General features: G+C 65.2%; 12 protein-coding genes and 2 pseudogenes. 2 read left to right on the forward strand and 12 right to left on the reverse strand.

The window, feature by feature from the left end; all coding sequences use genetic code 11:
* The 8 genes and pseudogenes from AW272_RS45420 to AW272_RS36875 form a co-directional block, all read right to left on the reverse strand.
* Nucleotides 1-530: pseudogene (locus tag AW272_RS45420) on the reverse strand (transposase); the annotation flags it as partial.
* Between the two features lie 431 nt (nt 531-961).
* Nucleotides 962-1,180: a hypothetical protein gene (locus tag AW272_RS36850; RefSeq protein WP_066374956.1), complete on the reverse strand. Its 219-nt coding sequence runs from the start codon at nt 1,178-1,180 to the stop codon at nt 962-964.
* A 74-nt stretch (nt 1,181-1,254) separates the two neighbouring features.
* Nucleotides 1,255-1,506, reverse strand: a complete 252-nt coding sequence (locus AW272_RS46195) for a transposase (RefSeq protein WP_369408825.1) — start codon at nt 1,504-1,506, stop codon at nt 1,255-1,257.
* Nucleotides 1,507-1,589: 83 nt separating this feature from the next.
* Nucleotides 1,590-6,014, reverse strand: coding sequence for an nSTAND1 domain-containing NTPase (locus AW272_RS41440; protein WP_157519192.1), 4,425 nt, complete (start codon nt 6,012-6,014; stop codon nt 1,590-1,592).
* A gap of 216 nt (nt 6,015-6,230) precedes the next feature.
* Nucleotides 6,231-6,983 carry a DUF3375 family protein gene (locus AW272_RS36860; RefSeq protein WP_066374960.1) on the reverse strand — a complete coding sequence of 251 codons (753 nt, stop codon included), beginning with the start codon at nt 6,981-6,983 and terminating at the stop codon, nt 6,231-6,233.
* Nucleotides 6,980-7,767: pseudogene (locus AW272_RS36865) on the reverse strand (transposase family protein). The gene AW272_RS36860 and the pseudogene AW272_RS36865 overlap by 4 nt, the downstream one beginning before the upstream one ends.
* A gap of 135 nt (nt 7,768-7,902) precedes the next feature.
* A complete protein-coding gene (locus AW272_RS36870; protein WP_066374963.1) occupies nt 7,903-8,127 on the reverse strand; it encodes a hypothetical protein in 225 nt (74 codons plus the stop codon).
* A gap of 198 nt (nt 8,128-8,325) precedes the next feature.
* Nucleotides 8,326-11,607 carry an AAA domain-containing protein gene (locus AW272_RS36875; protein WP_066374967.1) on the reverse strand — a complete coding sequence of 1,094 codons (3,282 nt, stop codon included), beginning with the start codon at nt 11,605-11,607 and terminating at the stop codon, nt 8,326-8,328.
* A gap of 1,455 nt (nt 11,608-13,062) precedes the next feature.
* On the opposite strand from AW272_RS36875, the gene AW272_RS36880 reads away from it, so the two are divergent.
* A complete protein-coding gene (locus AW272_RS36880; RefSeq protein WP_066374969.1) occupies nt 13,063-13,569 on the forward strand; it encodes a hypothetical protein in 507 nt (168 codons plus the stop codon).
* A 281-nt stretch (nt 13,570-13,850) separates the two neighbouring features.
* Here the strand turns inward: AW272_RS36880 and AW272_RS36885 are convergent, their stop codons facing one another.
* Nucleotides 13,851-14,801, reverse strand: a complete 951-nt coding sequence (locus AW272_RS36885; protein WP_066374971.1) for a quinone oxidoreductase family protein — start codon at nt 14,799-14,801, stop codon at nt 13,851-13,853.
* Nucleotides 14,798-14,995 (reverse strand): hypothetical protein, encoded by a 198-nt coding sequence (locus tag AW272_RS42850; protein WP_157519194.1) that lies wholly within the window; start codon nt 14,993-14,995, stop codon nt 14,798-14,800. Before AW272_RS42850 ends, AW272_RS36885 begins: the two co-directional genes overlap by 4 nt.
* Before the next feature lie 78 nt (nt 14,996-15,073).
* Between AW272_RS42850 and AW272_RS36890 the strand changes: the two genes are divergently transcribed.
* Nucleotides 15,074-15,712 (forward strand): TetR/AcrR family transcriptional regulator C-terminal domain-containing protein, encoded by a 639-nt coding sequence (locus tag AW272_RS36890; protein ID WP_066374973.1) that lies wholly within the window; start codon nt 15,074-15,076, stop codon nt 15,710-15,712.
* Here the strand turns inward: AW272_RS36890 and AW272_RS36895 are convergent.
* Nucleotides 15,687-16,367 carry a response regulator gene (locus AW272_RS36895; RefSeq protein ID WP_066374975.1) on the reverse strand — a complete coding sequence of 227 codons (681 nt, stop codon included), beginning with the start codon at nt 16,365-16,367 and terminating at the stop codon, nt 15,687-15,689. The two genes, AW272_RS36890 and AW272_RS36895, sit on opposite strands and share 26 nt — an antisense overlap.
* Nucleotides 16,364-17,491 carry a sensor histidine kinase gene (locus AW272_RS36900; RefSeq protein WP_066374977.1) on the reverse strand — a complete coding sequence of 376 codons (1,128 nt, stop codon included), beginning with the start codon at nt 17,489-17,491 and terminating at the stop codon, nt 16,364-16,366. Before AW272_RS36900 ends, AW272_RS36895 begins: the two co-directional genes overlap by 4 nt.
* Between the last annotated feature and the right edge of the window lie 252 nt (nt 17,492-17,743).

Raw genomic sequence — 17,743 nt, forward strand, 5'->3', positions numbered from 1 at the left:
CGGCGACCCGTAAGTGCCGTCCTCGGCCTTATGGATCTCACTGATCCGCGCTGCGAGCGCGTCGTCGGCCCGGCGGCGGGCCACCCGGGCCGGGGCGGCCTTCAGCCACCGGTAGAACGAGGAGCGGGCCACGTCCAGCACCCGGCACAGCCGCTTCACGCCGAAGGCGTGCTTGTGATCGTCGACGAACTCGAAGCGGCTCACCAGTTCGTCTCGCCCGCGAAAAACTTGGCCGCCTTGCGCAGGATGTCCCGTTCCAGCTCCAGCTCCTCGATCCGGGCTTTGAGCTGCCTGTTCTCCTCTTCCAACACGTCGGGTGAGGCTACCTGGCCGCCTGCGGCCGGCTTCCCGGTCCCGCGCCGCTTGGGACCCGCGGTGCCGTTGCGCTGGGCGGCCAGCACCCACTCCCGCAGCGTCGCCCGGTTGATCCCCAAGTCCTCAGCGACCTGCTTGTAGGTCTTGGACGGGTCAGACAGATACAAGGCCACAGCGTCGGCCTTGAACTCCTCCGGGTAGTTCTTCAGGGCCATCAGTGACATCTCTTCCCCTGGACCTCAAGATCCAGTCTCCAAGGTGTCCACACTCAGGGGTGAGGCCCCCCCTACTTGTCGCGGGACGGCCAGCGCGGCTGGGGTAGGTCCACGCACGTTTGATCAGACGGCGATGCCAGGCCAACAAGGTGCCGGGGGTGACCAGCCGATGAGCTCGCAGCACCGTGGGTAGGAAGCGGGCCAACGCCGACAGGAGCGCCCGATCGGCCCAGTCCGGCTTCGGCCGGGCGACCTGACGCATCAACACCGCCACCTCATGCCGGAGCAGCATGATCTCAACATCCTTGGACGCCTGAGCACGGCCGAGGAGCACCAGCCAGCCGGACACCCGAATCAGGATCAGATACAGCAGACGAACAGACACAAACCGCGATCTTGCACGCATCCCCTCCACCGGTCAAAGCCGCAGATCAAGCACCCCGCGATGAATTCTGAAGCGATACAGGCCAGAAAGGCTCGGTCCTCGGGGGCGAGCTCACCCTGGCGTCGGCACCGAGTTGCCGTTCCAGGACGGTGATCTGGTGGCGCAGGGCGAGAATCTCCACGTCCTTGTCCCGATCACCCATCGGCAACAACCGCAGCGCGGCGAAGGCATTCGTGACCGCAAGGTAGGCCAGGCGAAGGAGCACGGCAGCTCAGAATGCCACACTCGGCCCCTCCATGGTGGCCGAAGGTCCCGCCACGCCACGCGAAGCCTGAAGGGCTATGAACTGGACGGATGGCAGTATCGGCAGGCGCAAGGTCGTGCGGGAGATAGTCCCCATTGAACGCCGGTTCGTCCCTGGTAGCGGATGGCGTTCACGATCTCCCGCAACTCGTAGTTGCCCTGGTGGCCACTGACGGAGGGGTGCGCGGCCTTCCACGCCGTGACCACGGGCTCGATCAACGCCCACTGCGCGTCGGACAAGTCGCTGAGGTACGGCTTGCGCTCGGTCACCCGGCCATCCCAGCACATCCGAACCCACCGACCGGCGGTAACGCTACAAATCCATACGATCACACTGCGACATCACGGACACAGGCTCGCGGACCGCACTCTCAGCAGGTCGGCGGCGGATCCCGATTTTCGGGCACATATTCTTTCCACTGCGCCAGTGAAAGTGAATGACCAGCTATGGCACATGCCGTGGCCACCAGCTTGTCCGGCTCCGACACATCCCATCGTCGCACAGAGCTTTGATCGAGGCCTATCAGTGTGGAGTTGTCCAGGAAGGCAACCCCGTATGTGTTCCCCGAATGGTCGGACATGGGAAGTCCCAATTGTTGTCCGGTGGAAAAGTCCCACAAGCGGATAGTAGCATCGTTGCTTGCGCTGACGATACGCGTGCCATCAGGGCTGACACTGACCGAATTTATCCAGCTCGTGTGGCCCGACAAGGGAGAACCCAATTGGCGCCCAGTGATGACGTCCCAGAGCCGAATTTTTCCGTCTTCGCCCCCTGTCACCAGAGTCCGGCCGTCTGGACTGAACGCAACCGCTTCGACGTCGCCTGCGAAACCCGTCAATGGACCGGTGATTTCCCGTTGATTTCGCACGCTCCAGAGCCGAACGGTTCCATCGTCCGCGGCAGTGACTAGAACTTCACCATCCGGGCTGAAAACCACCGTGTGGACCTGCTCGGCCCGAGCATGTACAAGAGCGTTGCCGATCGGACGGCGAGTCCTCGGATCCCAGAGATGAGCAGCGTTGCTCTGGTCGCTGGCAGCGAGGACACTGCCGTCCGAACTGAAGGCAAGCGATGTGACCGCGCCGGCGCCATAATTTCCGGAACGTTCGAGAGGGCTGCCCAGGGGCCTCCGCGTGGCAATGTCCCAGAGCCGGATGTTGGTGGCGTCGTCTCCGGTCGCCAAGATGGTGTTGTCCGGACTGAAGGCCACGGCGCCGATGCCGTAGTTGTCCTTCGACCTTGGATCATCCGGATTCATAGGGACCACGAAAGATTTGCCGATCGTCTCGCCGGAATCAATGCCGTAGATTTGCGCGGTATTTTCGAGATAACCAATAACGAAACGGCGGCGATCGAGACTAAAATCAAGGGACCAGTTAGTGTGATTTTGAGTGCTAATAACGGGGGAGCTCATCTGGCGATGAACTCGCGTGTCCCAGGAGCGGACGCTGCCGTCGAAACCACTACTTGTGAGCATCCCTTCGGTCGCATCCCATCGAAGCGCGCCGACATTTGTGGTATGACCGATTAATGGCTCGCCGAGTTGTTCCTGACTATGCGTGTCCCAAAGGCGAATTTTTTCGCCGTACGTGGCCGCCAGAATTTCTCCATCAGGGCTGAAGGCCATCGGAGGGTAGGTTTTATCGATGGCTTCACCGATGGGAGTCCCCTTGTAGGCGTCATAGAGTTGCAGTCCTATACCGGCTTCACCGGCGATTGTGCCCCCGTCCGGACTGAACTCGATGGCGCCGGTCGCGCCGGGAAGCGGGCGGGTGACGGGTTTTTTCGTGACAACGTTCCAGATCCGGACCCCAGCACCGTCACCGATCGCCACATTCTCGCCCGCTGGACTGAAGGTAACGGTCTCAGAACCCGCGACGTCGTCGATATGTTCTTTACCTAGAGTCGCGATGTGCTCGTAGGTTCGGGTGTTCCAAAGTTGGACTATTGCGTTGTCGGCAATTGTCGCCAGGACACTGCCATCGGCATTGAAGGCGGCGTCAGTGACCATATGATCATCATCGAGGAGGCCAAGGGCGGATCCAATCGGGCGGTGACTCGCCACATCCCACAACTGAATGGAATCTTCGCCATCACTGATGGCGATGGTCCGGCCGTCATGGCTGAACTCGACCGTGCTGGCGCCGAAGCTCTCAGAGTTCAATCCTAGAATCGGCGGGTAGTCGAGGGTGCGTACACGACCGAAGAACGGGTCGCCCAGCCGATGCCGGGTCTTCAAGTCCCATACGATGACGGGATTACCGAAGGATTTGCTCGCGAAGCCGAAGCCGAAGCCGACGACGTGATCGTCCGTGCTCAAGGGGACAGTGGCAAGGTATCGGCCGTCCGGGCTGAAAGTGACCCCATTCGCGTCGCTGCCGTCGAGAACTATGCCGCGATCTGGCCGGGTAAGAAGGCCGCGCAGGTTCGCATTGGCTTCATTCGTGGGCGCTATACGCCATGCCGCGACCGCAAGGAGAGCGGACGTGGGGGGATCGGTGACCAATATTTGGCTCTTCGCGGCCAGTTGACGTGAAAGCACCAAATCACGTTGAATAGTGGCCGTCTGCTGGGCTCTCACGGCGATGACCGCAGTTGTGGTCACAAGAATCAGCGAGATGATCAGTACGGCGAGCGCGGATCGGCGACGTCGTGTCGCCCTGATTTCTGTGCGTTTACCGGCGTCGAGAAATTCGTCGACCGGTGCGGGTGGCGCCGAATATCTTGCCGCATCCGTCTTCCACGTGTGCCGATTCGATAATGCCGCGCGGAGACGATCGCCCCGATACAGAAACGAGGAGGCCCGAGCCTGCGTGATCCACTCCTCCGCATCGCGCATGATTTGACCCCTGGCGACGTGCTGACCGAGGTCTGCTTCGAGCCAATTGTTCAGCCGGGGCCATACGCTCAAGAGGATGTCGTGAGCAATCTGGACGTGATCGGCGTCGACGATGATGAGGCGTCTTTTCGCGAATTTGTCGATAATTCGGTCGACCGCTTCGCCTTCCCCTAGGGCGCGCAAGAAATCTCGAGTACTCGGTCGTCGCGTGAGCTGGCCACTGGATGTAACTGCGGACAGCTGCTGAAATACCCGGCGAGCAAGATCTTGATGGTCGGGCGGCAGATCCGCATATGCTCCTTCCGCGTTCGTGGCCAGGGCTCGAGTCACACCGCCGGTCTTGGCCAGGCCTCGACTCGTCAGGTGGATTCCTTCGCGGTGCTCCCAGATGGTCAGCATGGTCTGGGAAACCAGCGGCAGGCTCCCGGCGTCGAAAGCTCCTGACGAGCCGCGTAGCTCGGAAAGAATGGCGTCAACCAGACCAGGTTCGACCTGTAGACCGGCAGAGTCGGCCGGCCCGGTGATGGCGCGTCGAAGGTCGGTTGCGGAAATGGGGCCAACGACGAATGCGCCTTTTTGGAGCGCTTCGGCCAACGGGTTGTACTCCGCGCATCGGTCAATGTAGTCACCGCGTACGCACAGAACGATCAAGGCCGCCGGTAGATTGTCGACTCCTGACGGTTTGGTGGCCGCAGCGTGCAACGCTGAGATCATGCAGGCTCGCTGAAGGTCGTCTACGCCACTATCGAATATCTGTTCAAACTGATCGATTACTAGCAAGAGCCGGGCTGAAGATGAGGAAGCGAGGCCGTGTCGGCGCATGTGCTCGTCCACGGCCTGCCGCACCAACAAATGCGCGTCGTCCGGCCGGCGTGCGAGGACACCCAGGACCGAGGACGCGTCCAGTTGGGCAAGCCCGGCGAGCAGAGTCGCCAGCTGTTCCAGTGAGGTGGCGCTCGGCGCGTTGATAACGTGTCGCGGCCAGTGCCTGGCTGACTCGGACAACTCGCCACGCGCCACTGCGGCGAAGAGACCTGCTTGAATGAGTGATGACTTGCCCGACCCTGAGGGCCCGGTCACCAGTAAAATGCCGCTATTTGATGGCTGCTGCGCGATGGCGCTCAGGAGTTGTGCGGCAAGATTTTCTCGCCCATAGAAGATTTTGGAGTCGATCTCTCGGAAGGGTAGGAGTCCGCGATAGGGCGGCTCCTGCCAGCGGACATCGGCCGGACCGGCGGCCGTCGCGGATCGAGTACGCTGCTCGATCGTCGCCACGTGCTCAAGGATCAACCGAATGTCGGTGGCCTGTCGATATCCCAATCCCACGGCCACTTGCAGTTCCGCACTTTGCTGGCGGAGTTGACTGCTCTGCCCGTCAAGGCTCTCCTGCAGGCGCCCGAGCTGAACTCTCAGATCCGGGATGACGTAGCTGAACTCGTCATACTGTTCGCCCAGTATAGCCAAACCCGTGATCAGCCATCGTTGAATTTCATGGTCACCTGATCGCACGGCCGCTTCCGTGGCGACTGCGGTTGCTTCGATCGAGCGCAGGGTTGCGGCAAGGTCCGCACGAAGTTGATCGGACGTGGCTCCACCGGCTTCGAGCGCTTTCTTGATCTGGAACTCCAACTCCTGCCGAACGTCATCACGGTGGGGGTCGGGTTGCCGACGTAACTTATTGATCCCTGCCTTGAGGATGTCGGTCAATACATTGCCACCGACCGCCGTCATGGCACCAAGGCTGGTGACAAGTAATCCGCTATCGGTCATGAGCAGTGGAGTGAATGCCCCGGCCGCCAAAGCCGCAAGCAGGGCGGTTGGAGCGGCTTGATGCGCCAGTGCACCGCTGGTCCGTGCAAGGTGGCCGATATGGTCGCGTACGCCTCGACGCATGCGTCGGCGTTGTTCGTCTTCGGCGGGTCCGCTCACATTCCCAGTATCCCGCTTGAGTTCCACGACGGACAGATTCAAGTATGTCGATTCGGCATGTGATGTGGGCAACTTTTAATCCGTAGGTTCAGGGTTCGAATCCCTGGCGCCCCACCCATCTGACCTGCGACTTTACCTGTTCCGGTAGTCGCCAGATCACGGCGTGAGTCACTGTGGGACACATGTGAGTCACGTCCCCGTCTGATTCGTGACGGTACGGGCCGTTTTGCCGGGCGGCGGACATCACCAGCTGCGCAGTATTCCGGGCACCGTCGTGATACAGCTACGACAGGACCGAGGTGTAGATATTCTGTTCTGCACGTCGAGTTCGGCGGCGAGGAGCGTGGAGAGCATGCTGTCGAGTTCCTCGCGCTGCGCGGCGGTCATGTGCTCATGTGCGAACTCCTGGTCGAGGATCTGGTCGATGTCAGCGCGGATCTGGTCGGACTGCCGGGAGGACAACAATCGGGAGAATCCGAGGTAGGCCGCACCCTGGCTGGTCCGCGACAGCAGATCGTTCTCCCGGAGGTACTCCTCAACGAGATCCGCTTTGGGCGGCCCATTGACCATGGCCCGCCGCGCGATCTCCTGGTGGCGCCCCTCGACCATGGTGCGCAGCTGCTGGAAATCGGCGGGCAGCGACCGTGTCATACCGAGAATCTCGCGCAGCTGCTGCCTCATCTCCTCCAACGTTGCCAGCCGAACCCGGCCGGAGGCGATGTCGTCCCGCTTCTTGCGCAGTTCGATGATCCGCTGATCGATACGGCGAACCTGGACGCCTCGATCCGGATTGGTCATATCGGCCAGGAGCCGTACCGCATGGGAGATGGAGTCCAGGCGGGCACTGCTGACGTTCGTCTGCCCTTCGATGAGCTCGCGGACGAACCGTAGGGCACGCAGGGAGTGGGGTGACAGGCGATATCTCAGCCGTCCGTTAAGCGTTTCCGTCTCCAGCCAGCGTTTCTCGACCCAGTCGCGACAGTGAGCCTTTTTCATCCTCGGGCCACTCGGTGGTTTTGAAGGACCGCGATCGCCTTGACCAGGTGACCGGCTTTGGACGGACTGCACCGTAACCGTTGCAGGATCCGCCAGCTCTTGAGCTGGGCGTTCGCGCGTTCGCGCGTTCTCCGGGTCCGCGTAGCCGGGCGTGGGACCGGTTGGCCGCCTTCTGAGGTTCGGGCTTGTCCTTGCCCTTGTACGGGGTGATCACCACCGCCGCTTCCTTGTGAATGCCCTGGTAGGCCTTGTCTGCCAGGGTGAGGATCCCGGCTGCTCGCAGGTGGCGGGGGATGCCCCAGATCCGGGCGGCGGTCAGGTCGTGCGTCTTGCCCGGCAGCGCTCCCGACGTCCACACCACTCCGCCGTCGGGACCGGCGATGACCTGGATGTTCATCCCGTGCATGCGGTGTTTGGCCGAATAGTACGGCCGGTCGGCCCGCACGCGGTCGGTGCGGATGAGGGTGCCGTCCAGGACCAGGTGCCGTAGCCCGTCCTTGCCGGCCTTGCGTAGTGCCGCGGCCAGTGTCGGGGAGCGGGCCGACAGCAGTTTCACGGTCTCTTGCACATACCGCCAGGCGGTCGCCGCCGACACATCGAAACCGGCTCCGAGCTGGGCGAACGTCTCACCCTTACGCAGATGGACCAAAACCAGGAGCGCTTGGCGGCCGGGGTTGAGCGCCCGCCACACCGACCTGATCGCCTTACGGTGCCGGCGGATGATCCCGGCCACGTAGTTCAGCGTTGAACGCGACAAATCGACGGAAGCGCGATAGAACAACACTCGAAGCTCCTGGTAGTGACGGTTTTGGTTGTGGTGATCAACCCGTCTACCAGGGGCTTCACTACGTTATGAGGCAAACTTCGACACCGCGATCATGCCGTGACCAGCTCACCCGCCACAGGGGATGAAAAAGGCTCAGTGCACGGCCGGTGTCACCTCACCTTGCCACTCGGGAGTCTGTTCGCGGGCCTCTGCGACCCGCTCATGGAACCATTCGGCGGAAACCGACCCGTCAGCGTGTTCGAGGTGCTCGGCGAACAGCGGCAGCACCCAGTCTCGCGAGTACGCCTTGAGCAGCGTCAGGGTCGGATTCGATTCCAGTGCCGCTCGGATCCGTTCGCTTGTGATCTCCATGAACATCCCAATACGTTGCCCGATCATTCCGACATCGCCGAGTTTGCCAAACCCCACTGACAAAAAGCACTCGTCTACAGAGCAAGGGTGGAGAGTTCGCAAGTTAAGGCACGGGCAAACACAACAATCCCGACCATCCGGCAACGGGTACACAAATGAGTATTTATTACATTTCGCCCTATTTGCAAAGGCTGGGCCGCTCTGTCATACCTGATGGCGGCTGAACACGACGTCGCTCGTCCAGGCCTGATTGCCCCGGCGAGCTGGGCACTCCCTGTTGTGGCAGTGCCAGAACCATCGTCCGTCCCTCCGCCGCCTCAGGTCGACCTCATCTCGTTGACATCCGGCGCAGCGGGGCGGACGGCTGAAGTCTTCGGCGTGCTCGTGCTCGAGGATCTTGCGCGCGAAATGTCCCCCGCGAACGGTCAGCACGATTTCGCGCGTCCAGTTCTGCGAAAGCATATTGAGACTGCCCAGCAGCACCGTCTGCTCGTCGATCACGGCGATCTTCTGGTGCATGACGTTGACCCGGACGATCGCAGGAACGATCGCCTGGAGTTCGGCCAGGTAGGCGATGTAGTTCTCCTTCCCCTGGAGGTTGTCACCGGGATCCCGGACGAAAACCGTCACCCGTACCCCTCGACCGACCGCATCTCTCAGGGCGGGCAGCAGGGAGCGGACCCGGGTGGCGACCCACGGGGCCCACAGCCAGATCGATGACCTGGCCTCCGCCAGGCGGGCGGCGAACGTCTCGTAGAAGGAGAGTTCGTCGTGGACGTCGGTGATCTCCACATGGCGGGCGAGCGTCTCGGCCAGACGGGCGCCGAACGGGCCCAGCGCCTCGGTGACCGCCGTCGGCGGAGCGATCAGCGCGGTCGCCCTGACGAGCCGGACCTTCCCGTCGTGATGGAGCCGGGCCAGCTGACCGAACGCGGTCATGGACGGCGCTCCGAGGATGCGTTCACCGCTGCCCACGACGTACAGCCGAGTCTGGACGCGGGTGACCGCGACGTTGAACAGACGCCCACCTTTCCGCTGCCACCCGGTCGCACCGGACGCCAGGGAAGCCTCGGCCATCCACATGCGGTCGCCGTATTGTGCCTCCACGGTGTCGAAGATGACGATGGGGAACTCTCTGCCCTGGAAACGGTGGGCGGTGCCGACCTCCGCCAGCCGGCCGTCCGGCTGTTCGATGTCGCGAAGCGCTTCGAGGGTCGCCGCCGCCTGATCGCTGTAGGGAGTGACCACCCCGGCGATCTCGCCGTTGTCGTTGTGGAGGTCGAGCAGGGCCCGGGAGAGCAGGGTCCCGGCGGGCCACCATCCGCTGCTCCGCCCGGTGCGTTGCACGCGGGCGAGTTCGTGCAGCCCATCGGTGTCGATGATGACGATCTCCGGATCGTCGGTGGCACGCGGCCGGGCGGTGCCGCCCGCTTTGAGAACTCCCTTGTACGCGATCCGGTTCGCCAGCTCCATGATCTGTGGCCCGAACCGGTGTTGTGTGTCCATCACCAGGCAGCCCGGATGGCCCATGGCCTCTTCGGGGGTGGTGATGCCGCAGTGCCGGAAGACGTCGGGATGAAGCCAGCGCCGGATGTCCTGACGGCCGCTGTCCTCGATCACCTTGTTCTGCACCGCTTCAAGCTGCAGGAAGTCGCCCAGCAGCACGGCGCACGCCGACGCCTTGGACGTGGCCAGCAGCACCTCCGGCAGGGTCGCGGCGCCCGCCTCGTCGATCAGGACCACGTCGTAGGGCCCTTCGGCCACCGCTTTGGTTATGCGGAACCGGGCCAGCGTGGTGGCCACCAGCCGCGCGCCCTTGATGATCTCCCCTTGGGCGTCACGCTCCAGCGCCTCGTACTCGTTCTGCACCGCCTCGTAGCGCTTCTTTAACGGATCGAGGCGGGGCGCGTCTCGCTCGACCCTGCGGCGTACTTCTTCCGCCTCGTCATGCAGCTTGGGCCAGCGACGGCGGTCGCATTCGGCCACGAGCTTCGCCGCGGCCTCGGACGCCGCGAGCTCCCGGCGTGCTGCCGCCAGCCGCTCCGCCGTAGCCCGCTGAGCCGAGCGGAGCTCGTCGAGGCTCCTGCGCGCGTCATCGGCTTCGACGTCGCGGGCGCGGATCTCGTCGAGTTCGAACCCCGCTCGCGCGATCAGGTCCCTGGTCGACGCGTCGGCGTCGCGCCGGACCCGATCGGCCGTGGCCCGTGCCGCCACGGCCCGCGAACGGAGTCCGGCAGCCTCCGCCCTGGCTTCGGCGATCCGCCGCTCAAGCTCCCCGAACGCCCGGCGATCCCACAACCGAGGCCTGCCGGACGGCCCCACCAGCAGGGCGGCCTCGTCTTCCAGCCGCCCGCAACCGGCCTCGGACCGCAGCGCCCGCGCCTCCGCCTGGGTCGCGGCACTCGCGACCTCGCCCGCCCCGCGCTCCTTCTCCTCGATCCGCCGCCACAGCCGCCGGGCCTCCTCCGTCTCCGCCACACGCCTGCCAGCGGCATCGATCCGCCGCTGCGCCCCGATACGCGCGACGGCCCCCGCGTCAAAGGCCTGTTCGCACTCCGCCACCGTGGCGGCGAGCGGCGCGCAGGCGAATTCCGGCCGCCGCAGCCGCGACCGGGCGCCCGCATAGGCCGCCGGGTCGAAGCCGTCGAGCAGCCCCCGCAGCTGACTCGACCGCTCCTCGTCGCGGAGCACTTCTTTGAGCTGGACGGCCAGGTCACGACGCTTCTTCTCCACTTTCGCCAGCCGAGCGCGGACGATGAGGGGAAGGCAGACCTCAGGATCGTCGGCGACCTGCCGGAGCTGCGGCGGCCCCACCCTGACGATCCGCCCCGCAGCGGGACGATGCCGCTTGAGGACTCCCAGCAGCGCGTTGTCCACCGCGATGTTGGTGGCCGACACCAGGAGAACCCTCTTCCCCTGGGTGATCAGGTCGCCGATGGCCTCCTGGAGGAGCCGGGTCTTCCCCGTCCCGGGCGGACCCCAGACCAGCCACACCCCCGTGCCGAGACAGGCGCGATACGCCTGCGCCTGAGCGGGCAGCAGCCCGGCCGGTGCCGGTCCGCGCGCCGGCGTCCCCCCGATCTCGCGGAGGGCCAGCAGATTGGCGAGCCCGGCGTCGCCGATCCCGGCGACACCGTCACGCAGCGCCTTGACCAGGAATCCCGGTAGCCTGCGGAACGACCAGAGGTAGGGATCCGGCGGCGCCGCGAACTCCGCCACGCGAACCCGCAGAAGCTGCTCCTCGACGACCGCCTCCATGACCCGAAACCCGGCCTGCGCACTCGTCTCCTCCGGGCCGGCCAGACGTAACCCGTCGAGCTGCTCGGGCCCCACGTCCAGCCCTCGGACATCGACGACGAAGACGCCCGGCTCTGCGGTCGCCCGCGCCGCACCGATGCGCCGCCACCTGTCCGCCCGCCGGGCGCCGCCACCCTCGGCCCTGACCCACTCGTCCAGCGCGGTGATCATCTCGTCACGCCAGCCCAATAGCCCTCCAACATTGGTACTCGACGTGCACCCAATAGATGACCTTAAACTTTTTCGGGCTACTCGGCAGCCACCGTCCCCTTACTTCGAATAGTCCTCCCCTTAAGACTGGGGAACGGGTAGCAGCGGTCATCGTGGCTGCTCGGGGTTTGCCGTGAGGACAGAGAGCCGGACGGCCATGCGCCTACGAAAAGACCGAGTCAAAAGAAAATCAAGATCGTCGATGCTGATCAGCGCCTCAACAAGCAGCGTGACATCAGCGCTGGCGCGATCGCAGAGACTTGCTGATCCTCGAACTTCAGCATGTAGGCGCAACCCGCTCGATTTCAAGGCGCGGACGCAAACCCAGCGCAGGCTCCTGCGAGCAGAGCAGAGACGACGGAGGAGATGCGCCTCTACATCGAACTACTTCCTGACCAATATGCGTCCGTCGTCCGCAGAATGATGGGGCTACCGCTGAGCAAAAGCGCTCGTGAAGTGCACAACCGACTTGCCCGAGATGATGCCGCACGCGGCGATTACCACCTTGGCGCAATGGCTCCGATCTATGCCGAACTGACTAGCGGTAGTTCGTTGAATCAAGGTGGTTGGTAGAGGCGTAACCCATGGCCTGCGTGAACGGCGTCGATGAGCGCTTGCAGATCAGCGGGCGGGGGCGCTTTGGACCATGCCCGCGACCAGCGTGTGAGCGCTGTGCCTACCGAAAATTCCATCCGCGCGGTTCAAGCGGCATGTGGATACCATCCGCGCCCGGAGCCCGCTCGGCCTTTTCGGCAGAGCAAGCCAGTGCAAAGATCAGGGTCGAAGTCGCGTCCTTGTGGTTCGGTAAAGCCCGACCGGGTAGTTCACGGTTGCTCGGCGGTTGCTCATTGGTACGCGACACGGGGCGGCATTGCGCACTACCAGCGGGGACTTTGACAGCGGCAAATCCGGGCGGTCCAATAGAAATGGATAGCCTGCGGCATTGGCTGATACTAAGTCCGTATACTTTTAATCCGTAGGTTCAGGGTTCGAATCCCTGACGCCCACCCCTTCGAACCGGCTCGTGGTCGACCCCCTTTCGGGACAGCTATCACGGGCCGTTTCTCATTCATACGAGGAGCCCCCGCTGCGAATGGGCCCTCCTCGACCATTCTCAACGCTTCCGCTCTTCGGCCTCAGCGAGAGGACGCGCTAGTCGGGACCAGCTCCGTTTACCCCGGCACCGGCATCCCGAGCGGCAAGATCCAACAGGCTACGTTGCAGGCGTCTCGCCCTCAACGATCCCCGTGGTCGCAGTACGTGCTTGATTGAAGACAATGGTCCCGGCTGATTGTCGTTCGGAGGCAAGTAGGGCGGACGCCGCAGCGGCCCGGTCGTTGTGTCAGAGATGGTTGCAGGCCACATCGATGAGGCCCTGAGCTCGCTGGGTCGAATTGCGTTGACCTGCCGACAGAAATTCGACATATTGGCGCAATGTTCTCATTACGTCCTCTCGCGGGAGCGATCCTCACATCCGTTCTTCTGACCGGTTACGCCGCCGCCCCGGCCGCCGCCTCCGTCCAGGAATCCGCGGTCTCCCAGACCTCGTCTGCGGCGCGGCCGGGCAACGGCAAGATCCTTTATGACCGCATCAGCGGCGGGGAGGGCATTCTGAAGATCAAGAATGGCACCGGCAAGGACGGTGTCGTCACTCTTGTCCGGGGCAAGTCCAAGGCGTTCAGCCTCTATGTCCGCGCGAGGTCGACCGCGAGCTTCAAAAGGGTCGACGACGGTACCTACACCGTCTACTTCACCACCGGATACAGGTTCAGCACCTCGAAGCGCAAATTCACCAAGAGCGCCGTCTACCAGCGCTTCAACGACCGGCTGAAGTTCAAAACGACCTCGACCCAATCGACCGGCTGGACGCTCACCCTCAACCCCGTCAAGGGCGGCAACGCCCGGACGAGCGGCGTCAACCCGAAGGATTTCCCGGCGTGATCCAGGGCTGAGCGGCGGAGGCGAAGCCGCCCATGACCTCCGCCGAACCGGGCGCGTCCCCGAGCTGTGATCGCCCGGCTCGCTTCGAACGCCCGACCCGGCCCGGTCCGGCAGCTCGAGCGCCATCTCGCTGAGCGATCATCCGGAACCCGGATGTCGGCCTCCGCACCCGTCCGAGAAACGGCGTTCCACACAAACGCAGGCACCGCCGCTCGAGACGGTGCCGTCGACGTCGTGGACCGGGGACGGCGACAGAACGCTGTCTCTTGGGCGCGGGACGGTCATGGCATCACGACGAGTCGCCTGCCTTTGAGGTCGGTGCGCTGCCAGGCGGTCTCGATGTCGCTCAGTGGGACCTTCTCCACGTCGAAGGTGAGTTCGCCTGAGCGCGTCCAGGTCACGATCTGCTGGTACACCTCGGCCATGGTCTGCGGGTCGAGGCCCTTGGCGGCGCCGTAGATCTCCACGCCGGAGGTGCGCAGGCTCGACGCGGCGAGGGCGATCTCGGCGTCTGCCGACTCCCCGATCTGGACCACTCGGGTCGGCTTGCCGAACGCGAACGACCGCGGCACGAGCGCGCGCAGAAAAATCTCGCTGGGCCTTCCCCACAGGTAGTCCACGACGACGTCGTAGCCGTCTCCCCGGGCGTCGAGGTAGGCCTGCGCCAGCGCTTCGTCGGAGACCGCGGTGTTGATCACCGTGTCGGCCCCGAGGGCCCGCAACCGGTCGTCGTCGCGGCCGGTGGCGACGACGCGGCCGGCGCCCAGCAGCCGGGCTACCTTGACCGCGAGCCGGCCGGCGACACCGGTGGCGCCCTGGACCAGCACCGTCTCCCCAGGCACGAACCCTGCGGCCGTTTTCATCGACATCGCGGTGACGGCCGAGGCCATCACGCTCGCCACGGCCGGGTCGATGCCGTCGGGGATCGGCGCGTAGGAGCCCTGGGGGACCACGGACTTCTCGGCGAGCGCGCCGTAGGGCAGACGGATGTTGCCGAAACCGACGAGTGTGCCGTCCGGGAGGGCGCCGATGCCGTCGAAGGCGGGGATCGCCGGGAACCTGCCGGTGTACTTCTCGCTGGCGTAGTGGGTGCCGGCCGCGATCGCCTTGTCGACGTTCTCGACGGCGACCGCCTTGACGTCGATGATCACCTCGCCGTCGCCGGCCACCGGATCGGGGAAGTCCTCATAGCGCGGGATGCCGCCGGGCTCGTGGAGCACCGCCGCCTTCATACCGGGTCCTGACCGAACAGGCGGGCGATCCGCGTCTGCCACGCCACCAGGACACGAGGCGGACGGTGATGTGTGTGCGAGTGCCGCCACCCATGGCCGTGGTGCCCGGTCGGGCGCTCGGCGTGCGGGGGGATTCCCGGGATGTGGTGGGTCGCCCGGTGCAGCAGGTCGGGGAGCGAGCGTCGGTGTCTCATCGTGTCTCCTCTGCGCGTGCGTCTCTATCACTGATAGAGACTCTATCACCGATAGGGTGCGGACGGGAGGTGCCGGAATTGGCTCTGGACAAACAGCGGATCGTCACCGAGGCCGTCGCGCTACTGGACGCCGAGGGTCTCGACGGCGTGACCACGCGCAAACTCGCCGCCCGGCTCGGCGTGCAGTCGCCGACCCTTTACTGGCACATCCCGAACAAGGCGGCGCTGGTCACCGCGATCGCGGAGGCGATTCTCGAGCAGCAGTTCCCCGAGATGGACTCACCCGCGCCGGAGGAGCCCTGGCACGACTGGCTGATCGGCCTGGCCGAGCGGCTGCGGCGCGCGCTGCTGGCCCACCCGGACGGAGCCCGGATCATCTCGGCCTCCCAGCTGTCGCTGAAGATGGCCGGCATCTCAGAACTGGCGATGAGCACACTGGTCGGGCGGGGCATTCCGCTGCGGCGGGCTCGCCTGATCGTGCTGACGGTGTTGCGGTTCACCGTCGGTTTCGTCCTGGAGGAACAGACCGGTCCCCCGGACGCGGACGCTCTGAAGGGCTTCGACATGGCCGCGTACGCCGCGGCCTACCCCACCGTGATCGCGGGCGTGGCGGAGTACTTCCAGCCTGGCCACACCGTCGACGACCTGTTCCGCGACTGTCTGGAGCAGATCATCCACGGTCCTGCGGCGGTCACTCGTCCTGCCGGTGAGGGGTGACCAGGTGTGTCTCGTAGGCGGTGATCACGAGCTGGGCGCGGTCGCGGCAGTGGAGTTTTCCCATGATGCGGGAGACGTGCTTCTTGGCGGTGAGCGGGCTGAGGTCGAGTGCGGCGCCGATCTCGTGGTTGGTCAGGCCCTGGGCGACCAGCGTGAGCACCTCCTTCTCCCGATCGGACAGCACGGCCAGGGCCCGATGCGACGGGTGATCACTGCCGCGGGGTGAGGGTTGGGACAGGGCCCGCGCTATCAGTGTCCTGGTGGGGCCGGGAGACAGCAGGGCGTCCCCGGCGGCGACCGTGCGGATCGCGGCGAGCAGTTCGGCCGGGTGGGTGTCCTTGACGACGAAGCCGGACGCGCCGGCCCGCAACGCCTCCACGAGGTTGTCGTCGGTGTCATAGGTGGTGAGGATGAGCACCTTCAGGTGGGAGAGGGCGGCGTCGGAGGTGATGGCGCGGGTGGCCTCGATGCCGTTCAGGTCGGGCATCCTGATGTCCATGACGACGAGGTCGGCGGGGGTGATCCGGGCGAGGTCGACGGCCTGCCTGCCGGTGGCCGCCTGCCCGGCCACTTCCATGTCGGGTGCCGTGCCGATGAGCATGGCGAACGCGCCGCGGACCAGATGCTGATCGTCGGCGAGCAGTACGCGGATCATGGGGCCTTCTCTGCGGGGAAACGGGCGTGGACGCGGAATCCGCCTTCCGGGCGGGGTCCGGCGGTGAGCGTGCCGCCCACGCTGCGGGCTCGTTCGGTCATTCCGACGAGGCCGAGCCGGGAGCCGCTGGTGTCGCCGGCGGCCCGGCCGTCGTCGGTGACGTCGAGTTCGACCGTGTCGGGTTCGCGGCCGGTGACGCGGATGGTGGCGCGGGCGGCGGGCCCGCCGTGGCGGGTGGTGTTGGTGAGGGCTTCCTGGACGATCCGGTAGATCGCGGCCTGCAGGGAGGGGCGCAGGCGAATCTCGTCCACATCGAGAACGAGGTCGGCCCCTGATCGGGCCGCCAGCGCGGGCAGGGCCGACAGGTCGGGGACCGGCTCGGCGCGGTCCGGGCCGTCGGAGTCGCGCAGGAACTCCAGGGCCGCCCGGACATCCGAGCGGGCGGTGCGGCAGCTCTCCGCGATGTCGTCGAGGGCGGCGGCCAAGGCCCGGCGATCCATGCGCGCCGGGTCGACGTTCAGCACGTGGGCGGCCACCGACGCCTGCACCCCGATCAGGGTGATCGAGTGCGACAGGATGTCGTGCAGGTCACGCGCGATGCGCAGTCGTTCCTCGGCGACGCGACGGGCGGCGACCTCTTCCCTGGTGCGCTCGGCGCGGTCGGCCCGCTCGCGATGGGCTCGCATGAACACACCGGTCGCGACGACGAAGGCGATCCAGCCGGAGACGCGCAGGGTCTCCAGGGCGTCGCCGGAGCCCGCGATCCAGTCGGCGGCCACGGTGCCGGCGATCACGATCGTGCCCACGGTCCAGGCCCGGAGCGGCGGGGCGGTGGTGGCGAAACCGTACAGAACCAGCATGGCGGCCAGGGTCGGGGCGATGTGGTTGTAGCCGAGCGCGTGGTACGGGCCGATGAAGACCACCAGGATCACCACGGCGGCGGTGGGATGGAGCCGGCGGAGCGCGACGGAGGCCTGGCCGCACATCATGAGCACCCAGCCGAGGGTGTCGGGTGGTCTCCCGTTGTCGCCGAGCCGGGTCAGCAGCACCGACAGGGCCATGAGGGCCAGGGCGAGCGGGATGTCGGTGCGCAGGATTCGGCCCGCTGTCATGCCGGTGTGCACGTGGTGTCCTCGGTGGTCTGTCAGGCGTCTCGTCCATCCATGCTCGCGGTTCGGCGAACTCATCGGATCGCGCCGGCGGTGGATTTCCGCGTACTCCCGCAGAGGACATGGTCACGGGAAACACCCCCACGGGAGTAGCCGGACTGCTGGAAAGACACATTTCCTGCTTTCGAATGAATTCGCGGTACTCCCCGCTGGCCCGGCTCCGAGGCAGGGATCCGGGAGGAGCAACCCGCGTACCCCCAGTGGAGT

The organism is Herbidospora mongoliensis (genome assembly GCF_001570545.1).
Classification (GTDB): Bacteria; Actinomycetota; Actinomycetes; order Streptosporangiales; family Streptosporangiaceae; genus Herbidospora; species Herbidospora mongoliensis.